13 protein-coding genes are annotated in these 24751 nt (G+C 51.3%); 8 read left to right on the top strand and 5 right to left on the bottom strand.

What is annotated here, in order from left to right:
• Positions 1–5 precede the first annotated feature (5 nt).
• Entirely contained in the window at positions 6–260 is a 255-nt protein-coding gene (locus ACYVAM_RS01895) for a hypothetical protein (protein ID WP_461063356.1), read from the bottom strand.
• Positions 261–370: 110 nt separating this feature from the next.
• Here ACYVAM_RS01895 and ACYVAM_RS01890 point away from each other — a divergent pair, with 110 nt between their 5' ends.
• The 5 genes from ACYVAM_RS01890 to ACYVAM_RS01870 all read left to right on the top strand — a co-directional run bounded on the left by ACYVAM_RS01890 (position 371) and on the right by ACYVAM_RS01870 (position 15762).
• Positions 371–1564, top strand: a complete 1194-nt coding sequence (locus ACYVAM_RS01890; protein ID WP_461063354.1) for a glycosyltransferase family 2 protein — start codon at positions 371–373, stop codon at positions 1562–1564.
• Between the two features lie 200 nt (positions 1565–1764).
• The gene (locus ACYVAM_RS01885) at positions 1765–2586 is read left to right on the top strand and encodes a TolC family protein (protein ID WP_461063352.1); all 822 of its coding nucleotides are present in this window, start codon (positions 1765–1767) and stop codon (positions 2584–2586) included.
• Positions 2587–2595: 9 nt separating this feature from the next.
• Entirely contained in the window at positions 2596–4785 is a 2190-nt protein-coding gene (locus ACYVAM_RS01880) for a GumC family protein (protein ID WP_461063350.1), read from the top strand.
• Positions 4786–4896: 111 nt separating this feature from the next.
• A complete protein-coding gene (locus ACYVAM_RS01875; protein ID WP_461063348.1) occupies positions 4897–11682 on the top strand; it encodes an amino acid adenylation domain-containing protein in 6786 nt (2261 codons plus the stop codon).
• Between the two features lie 6 nt (positions 11683–11688).
• Complete coding sequence (locus ACYVAM_RS01870; protein ID WP_461063347.1) at positions 11689–15762, top strand: non-ribosomal peptide synthetase; 4074 nt, start codon at positions 11689–11691, stop codon at positions 15760–15762.
• A 339-nt stretch (positions 15763–16101) separates the two neighbouring features.
• Here ACYVAM_RS01870 and ACYVAM_RS01865 read toward each other — a convergent pair whose 3' ends face one another.
• The 3 genes from ACYVAM_RS01865 to ACYVAM_RS01855 form a co-directional block, all read right to left on the bottom strand.
• Positions 16102–17541 (bottom strand): MOP flippase family protein, encoded by a 1440-nt coding sequence (locus ACYVAM_RS01865; protein WP_461063345.1) that lies wholly within the window; start codon positions 17539–17541, stop codon positions 16102–16104.
• A gap of 54 nt (positions 17542–17595) precedes the next feature.
• Positions 17596–19920: a T9SS type A sorting domain-containing protein gene (locus ACYVAM_RS01860; protein WP_461063344.1), complete on the bottom strand. Its 2325-nt coding sequence runs from the start codon at positions 19918–19920 to the stop codon at positions 17596–17598.
• Between the two features lie 68 nt (positions 19921–19988).
• The gene (locus ACYVAM_RS01855; RefSeq protein ID WP_461063343.1) at positions 19989–20990 is read right to left on the bottom strand and encodes a T9SS type B sorting domain-containing protein; all 1002 of its coding nucleotides are present in this window, start codon (positions 20988–20990) and stop codon (positions 19989–19991) included.
• Between the two features lie 134 nt (positions 20991–21124).
• Here ACYVAM_RS01855 and ACYVAM_RS01850 point away from each other — a divergent pair, with 134 nt between their 5' ends.
• The 3 genes from ACYVAM_RS01850 to ACYVAM_RS01840 all read left to right on the top strand — a co-directional run bounded on the left by ACYVAM_RS01850 (position 21125) and on the right by ACYVAM_RS01840 (position 23551).
• Positions 21125–21877: a 4'-phosphopantetheinyl transferase family protein gene (locus ACYVAM_RS01850; RefSeq protein WP_461063341.1), complete on the top strand. Its 753-nt coding sequence runs from the start codon at positions 21125–21127 to the stop codon at positions 21875–21877.
• Positions 21878–21954: 77 nt separating this feature from the next.
• The gene (locus ACYVAM_RS01845) at positions 21955–22914 is read left to right on the top strand and encodes a hypothetical protein (RefSeq protein ID WP_461063339.1); all 960 of its coding nucleotides are present in this window, start codon (positions 21955–21957) and stop codon (positions 22912–22914) included.
• Entirely contained in the window at positions 22904–23551 is a 648-nt protein-coding gene (locus ACYVAM_RS01840) for an acyltransferase (RefSeq protein WP_461063338.1), read from the top strand. The genes ACYVAM_RS01845 and ACYVAM_RS01840 overlap by 11 nt, the downstream gene beginning before the upstream one ends.
• On the opposite strand, the gene ACYVAM_RS01835 is transcribed toward ACYVAM_RS01840, so the two are convergent.
• Positions 23548–24726, bottom strand: a complete 1179-nt coding sequence (locus ACYVAM_RS01835; protein ID WP_461063336.1) for a glycosyltransferase — start codon at positions 24724–24726, stop codon at positions 23548–23550. The two genes, ACYVAM_RS01840 and ACYVAM_RS01835, sit on opposite strands and share 4 nt — an antisense overlap.
• Positions 24727–24751 lie beyond the last annotated feature (25 nt).

Raw genomic sequence — 24751 nt, 5'->3', positions numbered from 1 at the left:
ACTACTTAGTTTAAATGCCGAATAGCCGATTTGATATAGTTCTGAGCGGTACGGCTTATGATATCATCATCAACGTTTACAATACGTTCTCCCCGATGTTCGTATGGACATACGTCCCCGGTGAGCAGGTCAAATGTGCCGTAGGGTAGCAGTTCATACTCCTCGTAACCCCAAAATAAGAAATCAGTAGCATCCGCAAGGTTTTCGAACCCCACAGCATACCCGATTTCCTGCTGAGCGAAAACAACGATGTAGCGCATACTACTCTATACGCAGGAATGATGAGTTGGGTTGCGTCGCTTTTGTGACCGGATATAAAATTGGTGGTCAAAAATAGAAAGAAAATACCCGCCCACATCCAGGGTTTATTATGATCATCGTCTATTCTGCCTACCTGATATTGCTGGGAATTGTTGCCCTAAATGTTCTTTACTGGCTTGTCTTCTCTATCGCTGGCCGACTCGGTCGGGCTGACGATGTGACTGTCGATCCGGCAACGTCCGTTTTCAGGAAAATAGGCGTCTTGATTCCAGCGTATAAAGAAGACGCTGTCATTGTCGAATCCGTTACCGAAAATCTCAGGCAAACGTATCCTGCCGATCGCTATGAACTGATCGTCATCGCTGACTCGTTTCAGGCCCAGACGCTGGCCAAACTTGCCACATTACCCATCAAGGTGCTTCAGGTCTCTTTTGAGGTCTCTACGGTAGCCAAAGCCATCAACTCCGCCCTGTCCCGATTACCACTGGAGCAATACGATATTCTGGTGGTATCGGATGCGGACAACCACATGGCACCTGATTTCCTAAGTCGCATAAATCAGGCATTTGCCCAGGGATGGAGAGCCGTTCAGGGCCATCGGGTAGCTAAAAATAGCAACACGAGCGTCGCCATTCTGGATGCCATCAGCGAGGAAATAAACAACCATATTTTCCGAAAAGCGAGTCGCGTACTGGGGCTCTCGTCGGCAACCATTGGCTCGGGGATGGCCTTCGAACCGGGCCTGATGAAAGCCGCCATGGCTACACAACACACCATGGGTGGTTACGATAAAGAGCTGGAAACGAACATCGTACTGAGCGGCCATAAGATCGGTTACCTCGAAGACGCCTTCATATATGACGAAAAGGTAGCCAACCGGGCTGTATTCGAGAACCAGCGTACCCGCTGGATTGCCGCTCAATGGCAGTTCCTTAAATGCTATTTCTGGCAGGGAATCACTGAAATCCTGCGTGGCCGGATTGCCAGTGGGTTTAAAGTATTACAAGCTGTTTTCCTGCCTAAAATCCTTCTTCTGGGTGTATTGGTCGCCAGCCTTCTGGGTGGCTTATTGAGTGGCGATTCGAGCTTATGGAAAGCTCCGCTTACTTTGCTGATTATTCTATGCGGCAGTTTGATTATTTCCGTACCGGCTCACTTATGGAAGCGAATCACGTTCCGTGAGCTGCTGCTTGTTCCGTTGTTATTATTGAGTTTCGTGCGTGCCGTTCTCAACATGCGCAAAGCGTTTAAGCGATTTATGCACACACCACATACGAGTACAACGGGCACGTCCGTGCCTTAGTTGTTTTCATTTTGTGACAATCTGAATATAAAACAGTCAAAATAGTTAAGATACTTAGGTAAATAGGTTAGTAAAGCCGTTAGTCGATCAACTCTATTTAAGGCACCATTTAATAAACAATTGCCTATTTACTGTCTAGTCTCCCTACTTTGTATAACCGCCATCGCCGTGAGATGTATAGACACGTGGCACTGTAAATTATGTTCAGGATAAAGTTTAGTTTTTTCACCGTAACCAGTAAGGCCAGCCTATTTTTACTTGTCGGTCTGTTCACGTTTTCAGTATGTTCCGGCCAGAGCCGGGGAGGTCGTGGACTGGTATCGTTTGGTCCGTCATCAGGTTTAGCCGATGATACATTGTACCTGGATATCAATCAGGATATTGCCGTTCAACTAATGCCCTTTGATGATATCATGAAAGTGGCAGTGTCTCATTCACCACTCATCAAGTACCAGAATGAGGTGTCAAACTCGCTGAGTTCATCGTATGAGGTAGCCAAACGACAGATTTTACAGAATGTCGCTGGTTTTGTGAACTACTCAACAGGTGACCAGTCTATTGTATCCTCCGGCTCAGCCTCCATACCGGGGCGGGATGCGCTCGGGCAGATCTCGAATGGATATCGGGTGGGCGTTGATGTCAGACTACCCTTATATGACCTCTTTGGCCGCAAGCATCAGGTAAAGCAGGCCTATTCAAATTATAAAGCATCGGTTATCCAGCGGGATGTTGTCGAGCTGCAATTAAAGCAAAGCCTGATTGGCATTTATCAGGACATGATCACGACCCAGCAGCTGTTAAAAATCAATCTGATCGATGAACAGGCTTCGTTGACGGCGTTGCGGGTAGCTGAAGTTGAGATTCAGAAAGGGCGCACAACTGCCGATGCGCTGGCTCTGATCACAAGCCGGTACGTGCAGGCGAAAACGGCCTCGGAACAGGTAAAGGGGAGCTTTCTGAAAAATGTTCACTACTTTGAAGCGTTGGTAGGTCTGCCTATTCAGCGGTTAAAACGTAATTAAACGAATAGTATGTCGATCGACGTCTTTTTGCGCTTATTAAAACAGCACATCATTTGGTTTGTCCTTATCCCGTGCATAACGGCAGGTGTCGCGTTTTTTGTCACGCGTGACGAACCCAAAGTGTATAAGTCGCAGGCAACCCTGTATACTGGTTTGGTGTCGCGTTATTCGCTGCTATCGGATAAGCAGAATTCGTTTACGGATCGGTCGGCCAGTGCGTTCGACAATATCCTGACGACGCTCAATTCGCGCGAGACCCTGCTCCAGATCGGAATTGGCCTGCTGAGCGATCACCTGCGACTCCGCCAACCGGATAGCCTTGTGTTGGGCAATGCGGGTTTTCAGAAATTGCATCAGGCTCTGACCCCCGATTGGCAAAACCTGTATTTCATCGCGGGCGATTCAATTTTACTGCATCACACCATCGACAGTCTGGCTAAATCAACGAGCGACAACCCGATAAAAACGTTGTTGCTGAAGTCAGATTCCTATTATTCCATTAACCGGTTAGGCGAAAATATCAAAGCAACGGCCCGGAAGAGTACCAACGACGTGATGTTGATGGAATACGAGTCGGATGATCCGGCTGTATCCCAGCGCACGCTTACCTATGCCATCACTATTCTGAATAGCCGGTATTCGACGCTTAAAACCTCCGAAACGAATTCAGTAGTTGGGTATTACGAGGACAAACTGCAAAAAGCCAAAGAAAAACTTTCGCAGGCGGAGGCCAATCTCCGCGCGTTCAGCGCCAGACACCAGGTGCTGGATTATGATGAGGAAGCCCGTAACGTGGCGTCGTCCCGCGAGGCACTCAATAACGAGTACAATCAGGAGTTGATGCGAAAAAATGCCGCGAAAGCGTCTTTGGAGGCGCTTAACCGGCGCATGGGACAACAGGGCAACATCCGGTCGGCGAACAATGACCTGGCTGAAAAGCAGAAGAAGCTGACCGATGTCGAAAATAAACTGGCCAACGCCCGCGCTTACGGACAGCCCAAAAATGTAATCAATCAGTTGCAGGCAAGCCTTGCTCAGGCGCAGGAGGACCTGAAAATCAGCGCTCAGAAATACGACGCAGCGGCTAATTCGTCGGATGCCATTCCCACACAGACGATGGCCAATGATCGGCTGGCAAAATCACTGGAATATGAAGAGTCATCTGCCCGTCTGGAATTGTATCAAAAGCGGATGTCGGAGTTTCAGGCCAAAACCAATGAATATGGCCCACTCGGTTCGCAACTGCGCGAGTTGAACCGGGATTTAGCCGTTTCGGAAAAAGCCTATCTTGACCTGCTCCAAAACGTCGATCAGTCAAAAACAAAACGGCAGGACGTGTCTATTGGTGGAACGCTCGAAATTATCGATGCTCCGGATTTCCCACTCCAGCCATTGTCGTCCAAGCGGTCGCAACTGATCATGGTTGGGTTGGGCGTTGGTATCTTCATCGCTCTTCTGCTGACGGCGCTGCGTTTTTGGCTGGATAAACGAATTCAGTCGCCCGAGCAAGCCGAAGCTATGGTCGGCATGCCCGTTACTGCCCTGTTTCCAACGGTGAAAAAACCACTCGTTTATTCAAGAACAACCCGGGCGTCGCGAAGCATGTTCGAGCAGCTGTTCAACGCCATTAACATTGAGGTATCTCAAAATACTGCCAAGTCCTATCCTCCCATTATTACCCTGTTCAGCATTCGCTCGAAACAGGGGAAAAGCTGGATTGCCAACGGGTTGACTCAGCTATACGACGTTGCCGATCAAAAAGTAGCGTATTGCTACCCACGGGCCAACGCCAAAGAACAGCGGGAACAACAGAAGAACATTACGTTTTTTCCCTATACCGTTCGCCCTGACTTTATGAATGTGACGGGCATCGACTACCTGATCGATTATAGTGACGGTTTCGATATTACTCAGTACGACCGCATTATTCTTGAAGTGCCCGCTTTAATCAACAACCAGATTCCGTCTTATCTGCTGAAAGGAAGTGCCTTGTCCCTGCTGGTCATCGATGCGAACAGCCCCTGGGCGAGAGCCGAAAAACAATTGCTCAGCATGTACGTACGCGTAACCAATCAACCCATTTTAACGGTATTGAACCGGGTTGAAGGGAACTATGTCGATGTACCACGCCAGGCGGATGCCATGCAAATGCCAATGAGCACAGAGCGTTTTGTACAAACCCAGCGTACGTTTCTATAAGTTGGGTAATACCAATCGGGTAATGGTTAGTGAATAGCGCATCCTACTCGTCTGCCAATCGGTAAGCGAGTAGGATGATCGAATACTACTCAGTCTTAATTCGTTAACGGTATGCGTGTCTTCGTTGATAAAAATGTGAGCCTGGATAGTCTCAGTCCGCAGTTTGTTCATCAGCTTGTCGATCAGGTTGCGCTTGAGAATCCCGACCACCTTGCCGTGGTGTATGGTGATCAGTCTCTGACATACGATCAACTGAATAGCCGGGCGGATAATCTTTGCCAGGCTATTCTGCAGGTGGATGCGGGGGCTAAGCTCATTGGGGTAAGTACGTCACGCAATCTGGACATGGTGATTGGCGTGCTGGCCATATTGAAAGCTGGTAAAGCCTATTTGCCCCTCGATCCGGCTTACCCTGAGCAACGTTTACAGAAAATTGTTGCCGACTCAGGCCTGCGCACAAGTGTGACTACCGTTCAGGATAAAGATTTGTTTGGGCAACTGGGCCTAACGACCATCGCATCCGATACCGAACATTCGTACTCTCCTCAACCCGTTCCTTATCAGGGCAGTCTGGCCTACGTGCTCTATACATCCGGGTCGACTGGAAATCCGAAAGGCGTATGCATGGGGCATGGCCCGCTCATGAATCTGTTGCAGTGGCAGGAAAAGAACTCCGTCGCTGGCCTGGGTATGAAGACGTTGCAACTGGCTCCACTTAGTTTTGACGTTTCGTTTCAGGAAATTTTTGCGACCCTAACAACCGGCGGAACGCTGATGCTGGTAGATGAGACATTGCGGCTCGATCTAAATGCGCTCCTTCAATTTGTTGATAAACAGCAAATTAATAGACTGTTTCTACCCTTCGTCGCGTTGCAGTATCTGGCCGAAGCGGGGGTGAGCCTTCGTCAGTTTCCGAAAAGCCTCCGTGAGGTGATGACGGCTGGTGAACAGTTAAAAATTACTCCGCAGATCGCCCGTTTTTTTTCGGAGTTACCCACCTGCGTACTCTACAACCAATACGGTCCCACAGAATGCCATGTCGTTACGCAGCTTAAGCTGGAAGGCAACCCCGCAAACTGGCCCCATTTGCCGACAATCGGGCGTGTCATTGACAACGTAAGCTTGTATATTGTGGATGAGCAATTGGCTCTTCTGCCCGATGGCGACGTTGGCGAGTTGTGCTTTAGCGGGGCCTGTCTGGCCGAAGGATATTTGAACCAGCCGGCCCTGACGGACGAAAAATTCATCTCATTATCCGCAGCAACACCACCGGAACGGGTTTATCGCACCGGTGATCTGGGTCGTTTCCTGCCCGATGGTACGATCGAGTTCCTGGGCCGTCGGGATGATCAGGTGAAAATCCGGGGGCACCGGGTCGAACTGGGCGAGATTGAAGTCATTCTGAACCATACCACGGGAATCAAGCAGGCCGTCGTGATGGCACGGGAACTGGGCGATGCCCAGAAGCAACTGGTTGCGTATTTGATCGCCAGCCCAGGCCATACGGATACAGCCATTATTCGTTGGGAACTTGAGCAGCGATTACCCGAATACATGATGCCGTCTGCTTTTGTCTGGATGGAGGAGTTTCCGAAAACCAGCAGCGGTAAAGTCGATAAAAAACAACTGCCCGAACCCAGCCGGGACAGGCCCGAACAGACAGCGGCCTACCGAAAGCCTAAAACAAAGCTGGAGCAGGTCGTTGCCGATATATGGAGCAATCTGCTGCGAATCGACAAAATCGGTCTGGATGATAATTTCTTCGAGCTAGGCGGCAATTCGCTGCTGGCCCAGAAAACCGTGGCCGCCCTGAACCAGGCGCACTATAGTCTGCCCGTCACGAAACTGTACCAATACCCAACCATAGCGGGTATTGCGCTCTATTTACAACCCAAGTCGTCAGACCAGGCAAAGCGGCTATTGGGCGATGATGCCTTGTCCAGCCATACCGAGAAAAACCAGTCGTCGGATATCGCGGTCATTGGCATGGCTGGTCGCTTTCCCGGTGCCAATACCATTGATGAACTGTGGAATGTGTTGACGTCGGGTAAAGAAACAACCCGTTTCTTTACCGAAGCCGAACTTGATTCATCGGTGCCGCCCGCGCTTCGGACTGATCCATTGTACGTTAAAGCGCGCGGGGTTATTGACGGAGCCGAACAGTTCGATGCGCAGTTTTTCGGCTTAACGCCCATCACGGCCCAACTGATGGACCCGCAGCAGCGTGTTTTTCTGGAAATAGCCTGGGAAGCCCTCGAACAAACCGGCTATCTGCCTCAGCAATATGCGGGTCGGGTTGGCGTATTTGCCGGAAGCGGGAATAATACCTACTACCTGAACAATATTCTGGGCCATAAAGAACTAATCGAGCAGGTGGGTGCCTTTCAGGTAATGACCCTGAACGAAAAAGATTATATAGCCTCGCGCACGGCTTATCAGCTCAATTTGAAAGGGCCGGCTGTGAGTGTTTACTCGGCCTGTTCGACCTCTTTATTGGCCATCACACAGGCCGTTCAAAGTATTCGTACTGGCCAGTGCGACGTAGCGCTGGCCGGGGGCGCCAGCATTACAACACCGATCAATAGTGGTCATCTATACCAGGAAGGCGTGATGCTGAGCCGGGATGGGCATTGCCGGTCATTCGATGCGGACGCTCAGGGAACCGTTTTTAGCGATGGGGCCGGGGTTGTGCTGTTGAAAAGTCTGGAGGCTGCCCGTCGGGATGGCGATACGATTTATTCGGTTATCAAAGGGGTTGGCGTAAACAACGATGGTGGGGGCAAAGGCAGTTTTTCGGCGCCCAACGCCGATGGGCAGGCAGGAGCCATCGCCATGGCGATTACCGATGCGGCCATTGATCCAGCCACGATTACGTATGTTGAAGCGCACGGAACGGCAACGCCATTGGGCGATCCCATTGAAATAGAGGGGCTTATCCAGGCATTTGGTGAACTGGACCAGAAGCAGTACTGCGCTATTGGCTCCATCAAGAGCAACATGGGTCACCTGACGCAGGCTGCCGGGGTGGCTGGTTTCATCAAAACCACGCTGGCCTTGTACCATCGTCAGATCCCCGCATCGTTAAATTTCGCGAAACCAAATCCGGTTATTGATTTTGCCAATAGCCCGTTTTTCGTCAACACAACCCTTCGTGACTGGACATTGACGGAAAATGAATCGTCGGAAGATGAAGCAAGGCCAGACGGGTCGCATCCACGACGGGCCGGGGTGAGTTCGTTTGGTGTGGGCGGTACGAACGTACACGTTGTACTGGAGGAATTCGAACAGGAAATTTCCGTTTCTGCCGATGGGCAACCCGAGAATGCCGTTGGCCAAATTGCGAACGAGATAACTCCACGGGCGGCACAGCTAATTACGTGGTCGTCGAAGACCGCGGTCAGCCAGAAAGCGTATGCGCATCAACTCGCCGAAAAGCTACAACAGGATGCGTCAATCGAGTTGGCGGATGTCGCGTTTACGCTTCAGACTACCCGCCCTAACTTCAGCCACCGCTCCTTTGTGGTAGCCACATCGAAAGATGAATTAATTGAGAAGTTACGGGCTGAACCTGTCATACAAAAAGCAGATGGAAGCCCTGAAGAGATTGTTTTCTTATTTCCGGGTCAGGGGTCGCAGTACCTCAATATGGGCCGGATGCTCTACGAGCAGGAAATCGTGTTCAGAGAGGCCGTCGATCAGTGCGCCGACCTGTTAGCAGATCAGCTGGAACTGGACATTCGGGAGGTCATGTACCCGGAGACGGCCAATTCGGAAGCCGAACAGCGGCTGAAAAACACGCGATACACCCAGCCTGCTCTGTTCGTTACTGAATACGCCCTCGCGAAACTGTGGATGAGTTGGGGCGTCGAGCCATCCATCTTTTGCGGGCACAGTGTCGGTGAATTTGTGGCGGCCCACCTGGCGGGTGTTTTCTCCCTGCCGGATGCGCTGACACTTATTGCCGCTCGCGGAAAAATGGTGAGCCAGTTGCCGCGTGGCGGGATGCTTTCTGTCCGGAAGGAAGCCGCCCAGGTGGAGGCCATGCTACCCGATACACTATCTATGGCGGCCATCAATAGCTATACGCTTTGTGTGGTAGCCGGGCCTGACGAGCATATCGCTGACTTCTCCCGATTGCTGGAAGACCGCGAGATACCGAATCAGCCGCTGGCAACGAGTCATGCCTTTCATTCCATGATGATGGACCCCATTGTCGATGCGTTTGCGGAGGTCGTGGCGGGTGTTCGGTTGCATCATCCTAAAATGCCAATCGTATCCACCTGCACAGGGAACTGGCTGACCGATGCTGAAGCTATCGACCCACGCTACTGGGCAACGCACCTGCGCTCGACAGTCCGTTTTTCGGAAGCACTCGACACGATTTTTACGGTTGAGAAACCGCTCCTGCTGGAAGTAGGCCCCGGACATGTTACGGCAACACTCGCCCGCCAGCAGGCCGGTAAAAAGCCAATTGCCGTCCTGGCTGGAATACCTAATCAACCTGATTGGGAAAAAGCTAGTCAGTCCATTGTGACGACGCTGGGGCAATTCTTTCTAAATGGTATGGAGCCCAACTGGAAGGCATTTTACGCCGGGCAGACACGTAAGAAAGTAAGCTTGCCAACGTATGCGTTTGCTAAAAAACGGTTTTGGCTCGATCCCGTACCGGTCGAACCAAAACCTGTTGCGGTTCCTCATCAACCAGTACCGACTCCTGAACGGGCGGTTGTTGCCGACGTGAATCCATTGCCATACCCTGCGATTGACCATAAACACACCATTATGAGAAAAGACGCCTTACTCCTGAAAGTAAATCAACTGTTAGAAGATGCTTCCGGTATCGACATGGTCGGCGTGGCACCGACAACCAGTTTTCTGGAAATCGGTTTCGACTCCCTCTTATTGACGCAAGTGGCGCTGAACCTGAAGAAAGAGTTCAGCCTGCCGATCACCTTCCGCCAGCTAACATCGACCTATACAACACCGGAGCAATTAGCTGACTATCTGGATCAAATGATGCCCGCCCAGGTGCAGCAAGCGATTCCGCAACCAGCACCAATACCGGTATCTGCTCCGGCGCCGGCTCCCGTTGGTTTTAATGACATAAATGGCCAGCCTGCTGTTGCCTTTGCGCAAAATGACACGGCCCTAGGATTAATTGCCCAGCAGTTGCAGCTCATGGCGAAGCAGGTGGCACTACTTCAGGGCGGGGCCCCACAGGCATTGACCGTTGCTCAGGTAACCGCGCCGGTTCAGGCACCAGTTCACACGCCAATACCAGCGGTGAACGTAGCGAAAGACCCTGTAGCTGCGGATAGTACCCTGACGCCTGAAGAAAAAGTTGAATTGAAAAAACCGTTCGGAGCGACCGCCCGAATTGAGCGCCAAGCGTCTGCCTTAACGCAGAAGCAACAGGATTTCCTGGCTCAGCTTACGCAACGATACAATCAGAAAACGAAGGCCAGCAAAGCCTATGCCCAGCAGCATCGCAGTTACATGGCCGATCCCCGGGTCGTGTCGGGGTTCCGTCCGCTCACCAAAGAAATCGTTTATCCGCTGGTGGTGAATCGCTCTAAAGGCAGCCATTTGTGGGATATCGACGGGAATGAGTACATCGACGCCCTGAATGGGTTTGGCTCCAACCTGTTTGGTTATCAACCCGATTTCATCAAGGAGGTCTTACACGAACAAATTGAAAGCGGATACGAAGTAGGGCCGCAACATAACCTGGCGGGTGAAGTCAGTCAGCTTATTGCTGAGTTGACCGGCGCGGACCGCGCAGCGCTTTGCAACACGGGTTCCGAAGCCGTTTTGGGCGCTATGCGTATTGCGCGTACGGTAACCGGCCGCTCCCTGATTGTAGCTTTCTCCGGTTCTTACCACGGCATTGTCGATGAGGTATTGGTTCGAGGAACAAAAAAGTTAAAGTCCTTTCCGGCGGCTCCCGGAATCATGCCCGAATCGGTGCAAAACATGCTGATTCTGGATTATGGCACCGAAGAGAGCCTCAGAATCATTCGCGAACGGGCCCACGAACTGGCGGCCGTACTGGTTGAACCTGTACAGAGCCGACGGCCGGAATTTGTACCGATCGAGTTTTTAAAAGAAGTGCGAACCATTACGGCTCAGTCAGGAACCGTCCTGATTTTCGATGAAGTCATAACGGGTTTTCGCACCCATCCGGGCGGTACGCAGGCGTTATTTGGCATCAAGGCCGACCTGGCGTCGTACGGGAAAGTCGTGAGCGCGGGCCTGCCCATCGGTGTCATTGCGGGTAAGCGGGAGTACATGGATGCCCTTGACGGTGGTTTCTGGCAATACGGGGACGCGTCCGTTCCTGAAGTGGGCGTAACCTATTTTGCAGGTACGTTTGTTCGCCATCCGTTGGCCTTGGCTGCGGCAAAAGCGGCTCTGTTGTACATGAAAAAAGCGGGCCCACAGCTACAGGCGGGTCTAACCAGAAAAACCGACCGGCTGGCCAGAGCTATGAATGACGTAATTGCCCAGTGGCAACTTCCAATTTTTGTCGCCAGTTTCGGTTCGTTGTGGAAGATAAAGTTTAAAGATGAATCGGCGTATTCCGAACTGCTGTTCACCCTCATGCGGGAAAAGGGCATTCATATCTGGGATGGCTTCCCCTGTTTCTTAACCGAAGCCCATACCGATGCAGAAATAGACACACTGATCCACCACTTTGCCGAAAGTCTGCGAAGCCTGTTATCGGCTGGGTTTTTTGGCGGTGGTAAAGCGGTTATAGAGCCAAATGACTCAACGTTTGCGGGTAATACGCCACCTGCCCTTGGTGCTCGGCTAGGTCGGGACAGAGATGGAAATCCGGCCTGGTTTGTACCCAATCCAGAGCAACCAGGTAAATTTTTGCAGGTTGAACTAAATTGAGTACGGATGACCGAGAGCACTACAGCCACACAACTTATTGACGTTGACTTCGATCCGTTCGCTGGGCCAAGCATTGGGCGGATTGCCCCCGCCACAGCGCCCCAGATGGAAATATGGGCTGCCTGTCAGTTCGGTGGCAACGACGCCAGCCGGGGTTTCAACGAATCGGTATCACTTCGATTTACGGGTTCAGTCGATACACGTGCTTTTGAAAAAGCCTGGCAGCAACTGATCGCCCGCCATGAATCTCTGCATGCCGGGTTTAGCGCCGACGGAAAGCAGATGTGCGTGTTCGATGATTACGCTGTTGATCTGGTTTTTCTGGATTATTCGAACAGGACCAATGCCGACCAGGAGCGGGCTATGGCTGCCTATGCCGATCAGGATGCGCTGCATGTGTTCGATCTGATCAATGGGCCGTTAATAAAAGCAGGCTTACTCAAGTTATCCGCCACCGCGTATCACTTCACCCTAACCGCGCATCACATTGTTTGCGACGGCTGGTCGCTGGGGATCTTGTTACAGGAGTTGGGTGCGCTTTATTCGGGCTATGCGCAAAATGGATTTCCCACGCTGGCCGACGCTCCCCAGTACAGCCAATACGCTTTCGAACAGCTCCAGTTTTTGGCAAGTGCGGAGCATCGGGCCATTGAAGCATTCTGGCTCGATCAGTACAGGGGGAGTGTGCCTGTAGTTGACTTGCCAACGGATTTTCCCCGGCCTTCCTTGCGCCAGTATGAAAGTGCCCGTCGGGATTACCCGCTGGAGGCTTCCCTGGCACGTGCGGTGAAGCAACTGGGGCAGAAAGAGGGCGCTAGTTTCGTGACGACGCTGATTACTGCCTTTGAGGTTTTCCTGCATCGCCTGACGGGGCAGAATGATCTGGTGGTGGGATTGCCTACGGCCGGGCAGTCGGTGTCGGGTCAGACTGGCCTGATTGGTCATTGCGTAAATCTGTTGCCCCTGCGGAGTTTTCCGCAGGCGAATCAGCGCTTCCGGGATTTTTTACACGTTCGGAAAGAAGAGATTCTCGACGCCTATGAACACCAGCAACTGACATTCAGCAGCCTGCTCAAAAAATTGCCGATCACCCGTGACCCATCTCGGGTGCCAATGGTTCCCGTTATTTTTAACGTCGACATGGGGCTGGACGATGGCGTTAACTTTTCCGGACTTACTTATCAGTTGATCAGCAATCCGCGGAAATATGCAGCCGTGGATTTGTTTTTAAATATCAGTGGCTCGTCTTCCGCACGGGATGCTTCGTTAATTTTTGAATGGGCGTATAACACCCACTTATTCAAAGAAGAAAGTATCGATCGGATGATGGCCGGGTTTGAGCACCTGTTGAACGAGGTCGTTGCCAACCCGTTAGTTCGGCTGGGCGATATCCAGGTAACGAGTTTACCGGGGCCGAGTAAACAGCTTGCCCAGTGGAATGACACGAAAGCTCCTTACCCCAGGCAGGCATCGGTACACCAGTTACTGGCGCAAACCGCAGCAAAATACCCAAACAAAGTTGCTCTGATTTCGAATGGACGCTCCCTTTCCTTTCGTGAGCTGGATGAATCGGCCAATCAGGTAGCGCATGCCATCCAGCAAACCGGTGTTGGTTCGAAGGATGTCATTGGCGTGGTGCTGGACCGGTCACCGGAGCTGATCATCACGTTGCTGGCGATCTTGAAAGCCGGGGCCGCTTATGTGCCCATCGATCCAGCCTATCCGCACGACCGGATTGCCTTCATGCTGACCGACTCATCGGCGAACCTGCTCATTACGTCGAAGAAGTACCTGGGGGCCGGGTCAACGTATCAACTGGATGGCCAACCGACTGTTCAGACCGAGGTGCTGGCTATTGAAACCGTACTGGCTGAACTGGATAAGTATTCGAAAGAAGCACCCACAACGGCTGTAACGGGCGATGATCTGGCCTATATTCTGTACACATCCGGCTCAACGGGGCAACCCAAAGGGGTGCTGATTGAACACCACAACCTGGTCAATCTGCTGTACAGCATGATTACCCTGCCTGGCATCACCAGGGATGATGCGTTACTGGCCGTAACCACCATTTCCTTTGATATCGCCGGGCTCGAATTGTTTCTGCCCCAGTTAGTTGGGGCCACGCTGGTGCTTGCCGATACCGAAACGACAAGGGACGGATGGGCTTTACTGAACGCTATTTCTGAGCATAATATAACGATTATCCAGGCAACCCCGGCAACGTATAAAATGATGTTGCTGGCCGGATGGGAGCAGCGATTCAACCTCAAAATCCTCTGTTGCGGTGAGCCCATGTCGAAAGACCTGGCTCAAAAGCTAACCGCTCGTTGTGCCTCCCTCTGGAACATGTATGGCCCAACCGAAACGACTATTTATTCCACGGGCAAACAGATTCTAGCCAGCGATGAGATCATTACCATTGGTCGTCCGATCCAGAACACCCAGGTCTATATTCTGGATGAACAACGGAAACAGGTGCCGGTAGGCGCTATCGGAGAAATTTATCTGGCTGGCGACGGCGTAGCCCGAGGGTATTTGAAACGGCCGGAACTGACGCAGGAGAAATTCGTAGCAGACCCGTTTGCGGCATCCCCCAACCGGATGATGTACCGCACCGGCGACCTCGGCAAGTTTATGCCCGATGGCGAAATCCATTGTTTGGGTCGCATCGATCACCAGGTGAAAATCAGGGGATACCGGATCGAGCTTGGTGAGATCGAATACGCGTTAATGAGCCATAGCGCCATTAAAGATGCCGTGGTGATGGCTCGGGAAGATCGGCCGGGTGATCAGCGACTAGTGGCCTATGTGGTCACCAAAAAAACTTTGGTGAATGGTGCGTTTCTGGAACAGATACCCGCCTGGCGAACGATGCTTCGGGAGGTGTTACCCGACTACATGATTCCCAGCGATTTCGTTGGTCTGGCTAAGTTACCCATTACGCCCAACGGGAAAATTGACCGGAAAGCCCTGCCCCGACCCGAAGCGGGGCAGGTTGCTCATGAAGTTGTTACGGAGCCAGTTTCTGCCACGGAGAAGCTAATCCACGCCATATGGACGGATGTGCTGGGCGTGGACAAAATCAGCGTCGATCATGATTTCTTCGAGTTGGGGGGACATTCCATGATTGCCGTTCAGATGATGATGCGGCTCGAGAAAGAAACGGGTCGACGGTTGCCCCTGTCCACGTTGCTCGTTTATCCGACAGTCCGGAAACTGGCGAAGTTGTTTCAGACCGATGATCGGCCAATGACCTGGAAGTCGTTGGTGCCCATTAAGCCAGAGGGTAGCAAAACGCCCATTTATATTATTCATGGCATTGGTCTTAACCTGCTGAACTTCAGTGGTCTGGTTAGCTATATGGATGCCGAACAGCCTATTTATGGCTTGCAGGCATTGGGCCTGGATGGTCTTGATGAGCCGCTGGATAATATGGAAGCGATTGCCGCCCATTACCTGACGGAAGTGATGGATCAAAACCCGACGGGGCCTTATGCGATTGCTGGCTATTCATTTGGAGGCTATGTCGCCCTTGAAATGGCTCGCCAGCTCAAGGCGATGGGCAAAGAGGTGAAGTTAGTGGCCATGTTCGACACCAATGCGCAGGAGCCCGATTCGTCCCAAACGGGGCTTCCCCGGCTAATGCGTAAACTATATCGGCAGATGCCTAAGTTAGTGTGGTTCACGAACTCATTGGTTCAGCATCCACTCATGGCGCTTCAGTACCAGCAGCAACACGTGAAGCGAAATGTCAATCGGTTTCTGCAAATGGCTGGTTTTCAGAAGCCTGCTCCAGCGCAAGCCGAGACTCAGCTCGACCATTTAGCGCTGATCATGGAGAAACACGAGATCGCGTTTCATGCCTATACCATGAAACCCTATGATGGCGTGATTGACCTGTTTAAAGCGAAATTCAGAATCTACTTTGTCGATGACAGTAAGTATTTAGGCTGGAAGAAATACGCGCTGAAAGGCGTTCGGGTGCATAATGTGCCGGGCGATCACGAAAAGATGCTGTTGCCGCCCAACGATAGGGTGTTTGCCCAGACCTTACAGCGCGCCCTGGATAATAGTTAAGGGAAGCCCTACGAGGAGTCTGAGGAGTCTGTTTGCACTATAGCTGTCAGATGAAGCTCACGTGGTATCAGCCGGGTCGGTGACCCGGCTGATACCACGATAAATCGCGTAGCGATTGGATGTTTGTAGAAAATAGAAGCGGTGGTTGGTCAAGCGTGCCGTAGGTACGCTTGACCAACCACCGCTTCTATTTTCTACAAACATGTCGTGCCTACGGCACTTAATCCAATAAATAAGTCTAGCTTATATTTGTTACTTACGGTAAGCGGCAAAAAGCCCATATCTACGGTTGTGTAGATATGGGCTTTTCTGCTGATAATCAATCGCTTGAGGTTCAGTCTAAAGTAGCGCCTGTCGGTAGGCTTTGATCTCCGTGAACGAAAGCTTGTAGGCCAGGGTCAGTAAGCCATACGTAGCGCCGCCAAGGCCGACTTCGATGAGCGTATTTACCAGACCCGAATCACCGATGAATAGCTTATACGTATAAATGACGCCAATCATGATGAGGCAGAAAATGACGGGTTTGGCCACATCACGCATAAAATCACCCACGAAATCGCCGATAATGGAATGGGCAATGGCAAAATTAGCGATCATGTTCATGGCCGTCGTCAGTAAAAAAGCAAACGCAATACCCGTCACACCCCAATAATTTCCCATGACATAAACCAGGGGTATCTTAACGATTAATGTGCCCAGGTTGAGGTAGAACAGAAGGTTTGGTTTCCCCTTTGTAAAGACCAGCGTATAGAGCGGATGACTCAGACAGGTGAAGATGCCCACGAAAACGAAAATATGGATCAGGTCGATGGTTTTCTCCCAGCCTGGGCCATAAATCAGGGGGACGACACTGTCGGCCGTAATGAACAACCCGGCCAGGAGCGGTAAGTTGCAATAACTGATGAAGTCCAGAATTTTCAGGTAAGACTTCTTCAGATCGGCCATGTTGTCCTTCATCTTGGCCAGAATCGGATAAGCGACCTGCAAAATGATCGGGTTGAGTTTGGCAATTGGAAAAATCGCGAGCTGGTAGGCAATGGTGTAGTAACCAAGCATCTTAACGCCCAGCATACCCCCAATAAAGATGTTATCGGAATTGAATTGGATAAAGCCCAGAAAGCCATCGCCCATGTTGTACAGGCCAAACCGAAGGTGATCTTTAACTTCTTTTATATTGAACGACCAGGTAGGGCGGAAGAGCGAGAGACCAAACGTAATTTGTAAGGCAGATTTAACGGTCTGCATCACCAGAGAACCAATAATAAGAGACAGTTCGCGATACCCGCTATAGGCCAGCGTCACCGTCACCGCCGAGCCGATTACCGTTCCGGCAATATCGAGCATCGCTACCGATTTGAACCGGAGTTCTTTCTCCAGTAAAAACATGTAAAGCTGCCCGAAATAAGCAATCATGAAGTAGTACGAGGAAAGGTTCAGAACCTTATCCAGCTTCGGCTCGTGGTAGAACGAGATGATGAACGGGGAGGTAAGGTGAATGACAACAAAGATGAAAAAGCCAACCAGCAGATTCAGAAAGTACAGGGTCGATAAAACGTTGCGGTCGCTTTCCTGCTTGTAAATGATGGAATTCGAAAAGCCCAGATTCGAGAAAATCTGAAAGAAGGCAATAATCAGATTGCTAACGCTAACCAGGCCAAAATCGGAAGGATCGAGCAGACGGGCCAGAACGGCTACCTGCAGGAACTGAAACAGTGTAGAAATGGCCGTAGAAACGGTAATCCATTTCCCCCCGTTCATGGCCTTTTGTGTATTACTCATTTACGTATGCGATGGGCTAGTATGGGTATGAAGGGTCGCCATAGGGTTCGTCCCTTACTGATTCAGGATAATCTTTTTGATCAACTTCGCCGGGCCCTGGCGCACTTCCACCAGATACAATCCATGGGCCAGCGTACTCAAATCAAGTTGTTCGCTAAGCACACGACCTGGTTTGGAAAGACTTATTTGTTTACATTTTCGACCCGAATTATCGTAAATGGTCACGTCAATGGGCCGGACATCCCCGTTCTCAAGCGTTAGTTTAACATAATCGGTGGCTGGATTTGGATAGAGCTGTAAGCTACTCAGGCTATTTTTAGCGTCTGGAGTAGCAGCCCGTGTCGGCATCACAAAGACTGGCGTTTCACTGACGTTTACTGAGATTGTACCCGTCTGGCTAATCTGTACGCTTCGATTCATGTCATCACGGCCAATGGCGGGTGTGCAAATCTGGACGGTATCGCCTTGTGCTATTGGTAAATTGTAGGTGCCTGTTCTCCCTTTTTCGTCCGGAATCAGCAGGACATAGGCCGACTGGCCGTCCAGTTCATACCGGTCTACCAGCGGGTCCTTGCTGATGGTTTCTTTATAGTGATAGTCGCCGAGCAGGTTTTTCGCCTGGTAGAGAAAATCAGCGGCTGGTTTACGGGTTTTGCCGATTTCATTCAACAAGCCCATGGAGGCAAACTGAGTCGGATTTTGAATATCGAAGTCGTAGGCCTGGAAATAAAACACCCGGTCGATGCCTACCCGGCTATACAACAAAGATGTTCGAAGGATCCAGTCGGCCTGCGTTTCCAGGACGCTTTTTCGGCCAATGGGAATAGCCCGAAACGGACTGTCCTGGTTGATGTCGTACCCAGCTTCTGTAATCCAGACGGGCATTCCCTGCGCATACTGGCGGGCCAGTTTCACAAAAGTAGCGGCCTGATCGCCCACACCTGCCAGTTCAGGAGCAACGCCCCGGGTAGCCCCGCCGTTCTGCGCCGACATGACATCGTTGGCGTACAAATGCTGGTTGATAACGTCCCAGCAGAGATTGACGGAGCCGTCGGGGCGGTATCCACGAAACTCTTTACACCAGTCGATCATCGCCCGTAAATAATCGGTGGTGGGGGTCGACATACCACCCATCACGACCACAACGGATGGATCGGCGTTCTTCACGCCAACGCCCGGCCCCATAGTGTTTTTATGGCCATCGTAAAACGCCGACAAATTCGCAGCATATTCGCGGGCCGACTGGTAGCCATTCCGGCCTTTCCAGGTTTTATCGGGCTCGTTGTTGCACTCGATGTAGCGAATCAGGCCCAGTCCGATTTTGACCGTGTTGACGCCCGCCCAGGTAACTTCCGGGCTGACGCTAACCAGTGCCGGATTGATCTTTTTGTTGAAGCCATACCGCGCCATATACTGAAATGCGACCCGGGCGTGCTCGATGTACGATGTTGGCAGCGAGCGGTCGCTGCCGTAGCGTGCGGGCGAGTTACTGTAATCGCGGCCATCTTCCGGGTAGGTGTTTTCCATCCACTTCGGCAGGGTTTGCAGGCAGGCCAGCATCTCGACTCCTTCGGCCCCTAGGCGTTCATACATGCCATCGTAGGTCCAGCTTCCGCTAAATGTTGGATTGAAGGTGTAGCTGCCTTGCTGGGCTTCCAGCTTATCCCAGTCGATGTAGTGACGCATCGACGAAAAACTTTTGAGGGCGTTGATGCGGGTCGTTTCAACCTCCCGCAGGGCCGCGCCGGTGGTTGGATCTTCGGCGTCCCACTCGAAGCCGTTGATACCCAGCGTGTGCCGGAACGGATACGAGGCCAGTGGCAAAAGTGCAGGCTCTTTCCCTAGCTGGTAGGTTCCATATAGCTCCAGTTCGGTTGGGTAGAATCCTGACGAATTCAGAACCAGATACCGGGCATTGGTCGTCGCTGTTTTGAGGGCCAGATCAGCAGGATGCTCCGGATCAGGCCCGACCCAGGCCTGGTATTTGTCGCCTGTAAAACGGGCAATGGGAATGCGTTCCCACTTGTCGGTAATAATCGAGAGTGTCATCGGGGTGTCGGTGTTTGTACCGGCCCCGTCATACATCCGAATGCTATCGATCGAAATGCGTTCGCCCGGCAGGAGCGGATAATACGCATCGAAATTGGTCAATATCTTACCCCAGCCGGTATTGACTGTTTCGCCGATATCGCCATCAAACAAGGCATCAAGCCCATTCGTCGTGTTATTTACCTGATACCAGCGTTTATTATCCAGTACTATTTTCGTGGTAGTCTGGTTGGACAGGCCAGTTGCTTTGAGCGCCCGGGCCTGTTGAGGCTGATCCGCAACGGCGAACGTTACCGAAGCAATGGTTAAGATGAGTAGGACTTTGATCATTGGACGGGGAGTAGCAGAGTCTGTCAAGCGGGTGGTGGGTATGTGTTGTATGGCGTGAATCAAGAACCTCAGCGAACGAGTAAAACGTGACCTGTTTGCACATGCTCGCTTTGTTCCTGCGTTGTGGATGCCGTTCGGTAGGCAATTACCCAGGTGTAATCGCCCGAAGCGCAGGGGCTGCCGGCATAGGTACCATCCCACGTCTGGTTTACACTGGTGCTGGCAAAAATGACACTGCCCCAGCGGTCAAATACCTTCAAATTGTAGGAGGAAACTTTGGGTAGAAAAAATGCCAGGTTGTCGTTCAGGCCATCATTATTCGGCGTAAATACATCCGGCACGTAAACCTGATTTGATACACACTCTTCACACTGCCTGACCTGAATATCGTCGATCACCATATCGTTTCCACAGCCATAGTCGCCCTTCGTGTTCACCAGTTTTAGAATGACCGCTTCGGTTGTTTTGGGAGCCTCAAATAACGCCGTGTGCTGACGCCAGACGGGTTGATCGGCCAGGTCTATTGAACCGAGAGGCACGGAGGTGAGTAGGTTGCCGCTTTTTGTTTCGAGGGTAAGCAATAGATTTGGAATGAGTGGGGTGGGGCATATGCCCGTTTTTAGCAGATTAAGCGCCCATAAAGAGAGTTCATACGTTGTTCCGGGACATAGCCCGGATACGGTTTGCTGATAAAAAGCACCGGCCGTATTGGCCCCGTTGACAATCATCATATTGCCGTCAACATCGTCGGGCGTATGATCCGCAGGAACGGCGTACCAGGTATAACTAAAACAGCCTACGTCAATCGTCTCGGTAACGGTATATTGTCCGTCGGCAGGGCAGGTTGGGGGTACATATTGGTAAGGCGTCAACCCAGCCATGGATATGGGCTGGCTAGCGGTACCAAACGTTTGATTAATGAGCAACTGACTCGATGGATTGGCGCAAAGTTGAGCGAAAACAGGTTGGCCGCATGCGTATACAAAGTAGATGATCAAGCCAATCCCGCCGTGTAATGCCTTGAGCCACAGATGGCTAGTTCTATTTAATGTATGGGAATCAAGCAGCATGGTTAGTAATTTAGACCTTAACCACTTAATTTGGTCACCATTTGTATAAACGAATTGCCTTATTGTCAACTGATTACAGATAATGGCTGGAGCCAGCCCTCCAATCAGAACTGGGTAGCTAAATGTGTGTCTTTATGGCTTTCTGTCAAGTTTCCTGCACCGATTCACTGGCTGTTTCCTGGCTTCAATGGCCAGGATTTCCAGGAGCTGATGATGCGGTAGCTGTCTTTCGGTTTCAACTGCCCGAACGAGCCATCATTTCGCCAGCGTGGTTGTCGTTGCTTCAACCAGACGAAATTAGCCGGGCCGAGCGGTACCACCGTACGGAGGACCGGCAGCGATTTATCTATGCCAGAGGCTGGTTGCGCGTATTGACTGGCCGTTACACTGGTCAGGTGCCGAAACAGGTCCGCTTTACGAAAGATGCAAATAATAAACCTGCTTTACTGGGCAATACGGACTGGCACGTGAATGTATCGCACTCCGGTAACTGGATTCTACTGGCGGTTGGGAAGGTGAGTCTTGGGGTCGATGTGGAGCAGATACAGACCAGTTTTTCATTCAACGATATTCTGCCCGCTAGTTTTAGTCAGGCTGAACAGGCGTATGTTAAGGCGGACACCGACAGCCGCCGGCGTTTTTATCAGGTATGGACCCGGAAAGAAGCACTGATCAAGGCAACGGGCAAAGGGATGGATGATGATTTTTCGCAGGTTCCCGCTCTGGATGGGCTGCATCGGACAGAGAGCCGGATTATTGGTGGAACCGGAGACTGGCAAGTTGCTGGTTTTGTCGTTTCGGCCGATTATATGGGGGCCGTTGCGTATCAGGCAACGGTAGAAACACCTAAATTTTACACCCTCGAAAGTGGCTTATTCACTGATTGAGAGTCATAACCTAAGATAGGTAAACGGATTTGTTTACCAGATCGCCCCGTATCGATCAAATCAATGCTTGTGCCTCTATGCAGCGATTAATGCTGAAATTTCTGTACGTAGTAGCCGCGCTGAAATACGCTGGAATCCGACCGGATCTGCGGTACTTCATTCGCGATAATTACTTTGCCCGCTTAAACCAGATTCGGTTCGTTGCCCGGGATTACCTGGCGAAGAAGAAGTACAAAGTCGTTGATTTTCACGGTGAATTCGATCAGGAGTTGCGCTATGTATTGCCCTTTGCGTACTGGCACCACTTGAACGGCACCCTGCTGCAAACCATTTCCAGCAGCAATACCAAGCCGTTCTATTTTTTCAGCGAAAACCATAACGAGAAGTACGAAAAGCGGGTATGGCAGGCTGGCTACGACTATTACGAAGTACCCAACATGACCCACAGCCCGTCGTTCAGCTTCACCAAATGGGCGCGGGTTCCGTTGAAAAGCCATTACAAAAATGAGCAGTTCGTTTATGACAAACCGCTGCTGATCATTGCCAACAAATACAATATCGAATGGGATAAACCGCCCATCAACTTCCTGGATATACCGGCTCTGGATCGAATCGTATCCAAATACAAAGCGCATTATCAGATCGTCTATAATCGCCCGCTTTCCTCCCAGATCGTTGTCGATAACAGTGAGATTATGGATTTGAACGAGCATGCCTGGCTGCGGGAAAATCATCCGGAGGTGCTGTTGATGAACGACCTGCATGAGCGGCACCGCGATCAGGTGGCTAACTTCAATCACCTCCAGTTACTCGTTTATGCTAACTGCGACCGGTTCATTTCGATGCACGGCGGTACGGCTGCACTCGCCAGTTATTTTGAAGGTATCAACATTATTTTGTCTCATCCGGGAGGAGGGATGGAGCATCACTTTAACGAATACGATACCATTTTTCCGGCACTGTCGGGCGCTAAAATCCTGCACGCGAAAAATACGGGCGAAGTGTTTCAGTATTTAGATCAGTATTATGTCGTTTAAGAGCTATATCGATGAGCGGCCAGCGCTCAAGCAGTTTGTTCACTGGCTGCTAATTCCCCATAATCAGGCCAGACCCCGTCGCTGGGTAAGCTGGTTCGTCAATCCGTTTATCCACAAGCAGCATCGCACGTCTATTATTCGGTCCAGCGTCCGGATGGATGTCTTACCCTTCAATACCTTTTTCCTCGGAGCGCATAGCATCATCGACGATTTTGGGGTCATAAACAATGGCGTCGGCCCGGTACAAATTGGCGAGAATACCCTCATCGGTATTGGGGCCGTTGTCATTGGTCCGGTACACATTGGATCGAAGGTGATTATGGCTCAGCACGTTGTGCTTTCGGGTCTGAATCACTCCTACGAGAATGTTCAATTGCCGATTCGGGACCAGCGTGTAACGATGCGGCCTATCGTGATCGAGGATGAATGCTGGATTGGGGCGAATGTGACCATCACGGCGGGCGTCACCGTCGGGCGCCATTCCGTTGTGGCGGGGGGGAGCGTTGTCACACGCGATGTACCGGCTTATACGGTTGTGGGCGGAAACCCGGCTCGGGTTCTCAAGCATTATGATCAGGAAACCGATCAGTGGTTAAAAGGAGCCAGAATAACGCCCACCCTGGTTCCTGCGGCTTAAAGCTGCTCAATAACGGCCTCAAATTCTTCGGCCCGTCTCTTCCACGAGTTAGCTCTGGCCATGCCCACCCGTTCGTTAATACGAGGGGCACTATCGTCGGCCAGGGCCCGCCGGAGCGCCTGTTCAAAGGCTACCGGGCTCCCGGCCATTTCGACAACCCCATCAAAATCGTCGAGAATAGAAAACGGAGTCGACACAACGGGTAAGCCAGCCGCCAGGTATTCATTAATCTTTAGGGGGTAGATTGTGTAGGTGTGTTCATTGCACACGAACGGAATCATCGCGGCTTGCATCTTAGCCAGCAAAGCAGGTAGTTCTGCCGGTTGGTGGGGGGGGATAAACTCAACGTTCGGATACGACGAAAGCCGTTGCTTTATGCTGGCTTCGTTGACCTCGCCTATGAACTGGAACAGCACATCCGGCATGGTCCGAACGCAATGCTCGACCAGCGTGAGATCAATTCGGTTGTCGGCGGTACCCAGGTAGCCGACGATTGGTTTCTGGGGCGGGCGTTCTTCTGCCAATTGACGGGCCTGGTTGAATAAATCGAAGTTAACCCCGTTTTTGACGCAGTACGCGTTGGGCTGCTGCACGGATTTGGATTGGCGCAGGGCTTCGGATGTGGTAATGATCGCGTCGACCTGCTCCAGGTACATGGACTCGTACCGATTCCCGTGGCGGCTGATCCAGGTGGCCGCCGTTATTTCATCAAAGCAATAATAAATCGTGGCCCATTCGTTCAACTGATGCAACATGGGGAGGCCAAAAACAGGATTGAACGCATTGATTACCAGAGGTTTCTTCATGTTCAACTCACCCATGACACGCCGAAGCCCTTTGACCATGCGGCCAACATTCTGCTTGATCAGCACATCGTATGGTTTGTCGGATAACCAGTTGATAGGAAGCATCAAGGGGGGCGTCCAGATAAAGACGTCGCTGCCATTGTCAACGGTTTTTTTTACCAATGGGTTTTTCAGGCGCATCAGTTCCTGAACCGGAACATCCTGACGGCCAATAACGCCCATGGCGAAATCTTTAACCGTGTACTGATAATCGACATAAAGAATTCGATGCCGTACCGATAACTCAGTCATCAATTGAACGACTGCTTTCTGAAAGTCACCTTTCCAGGGAGTCTGTCCAACACAAATGATGCTGTCAAAATTTTCCATTTATTGATCGAAGTGGGTAAGGAGC

It is taken from the genome of Spirosoma horti, from assembly GCF_054776595.1.
The sequence above is the reverse complement of the archived record's forward strand: the minus strand, read 5'-3'. Positions and strand labels throughout refer to the sequence as shown.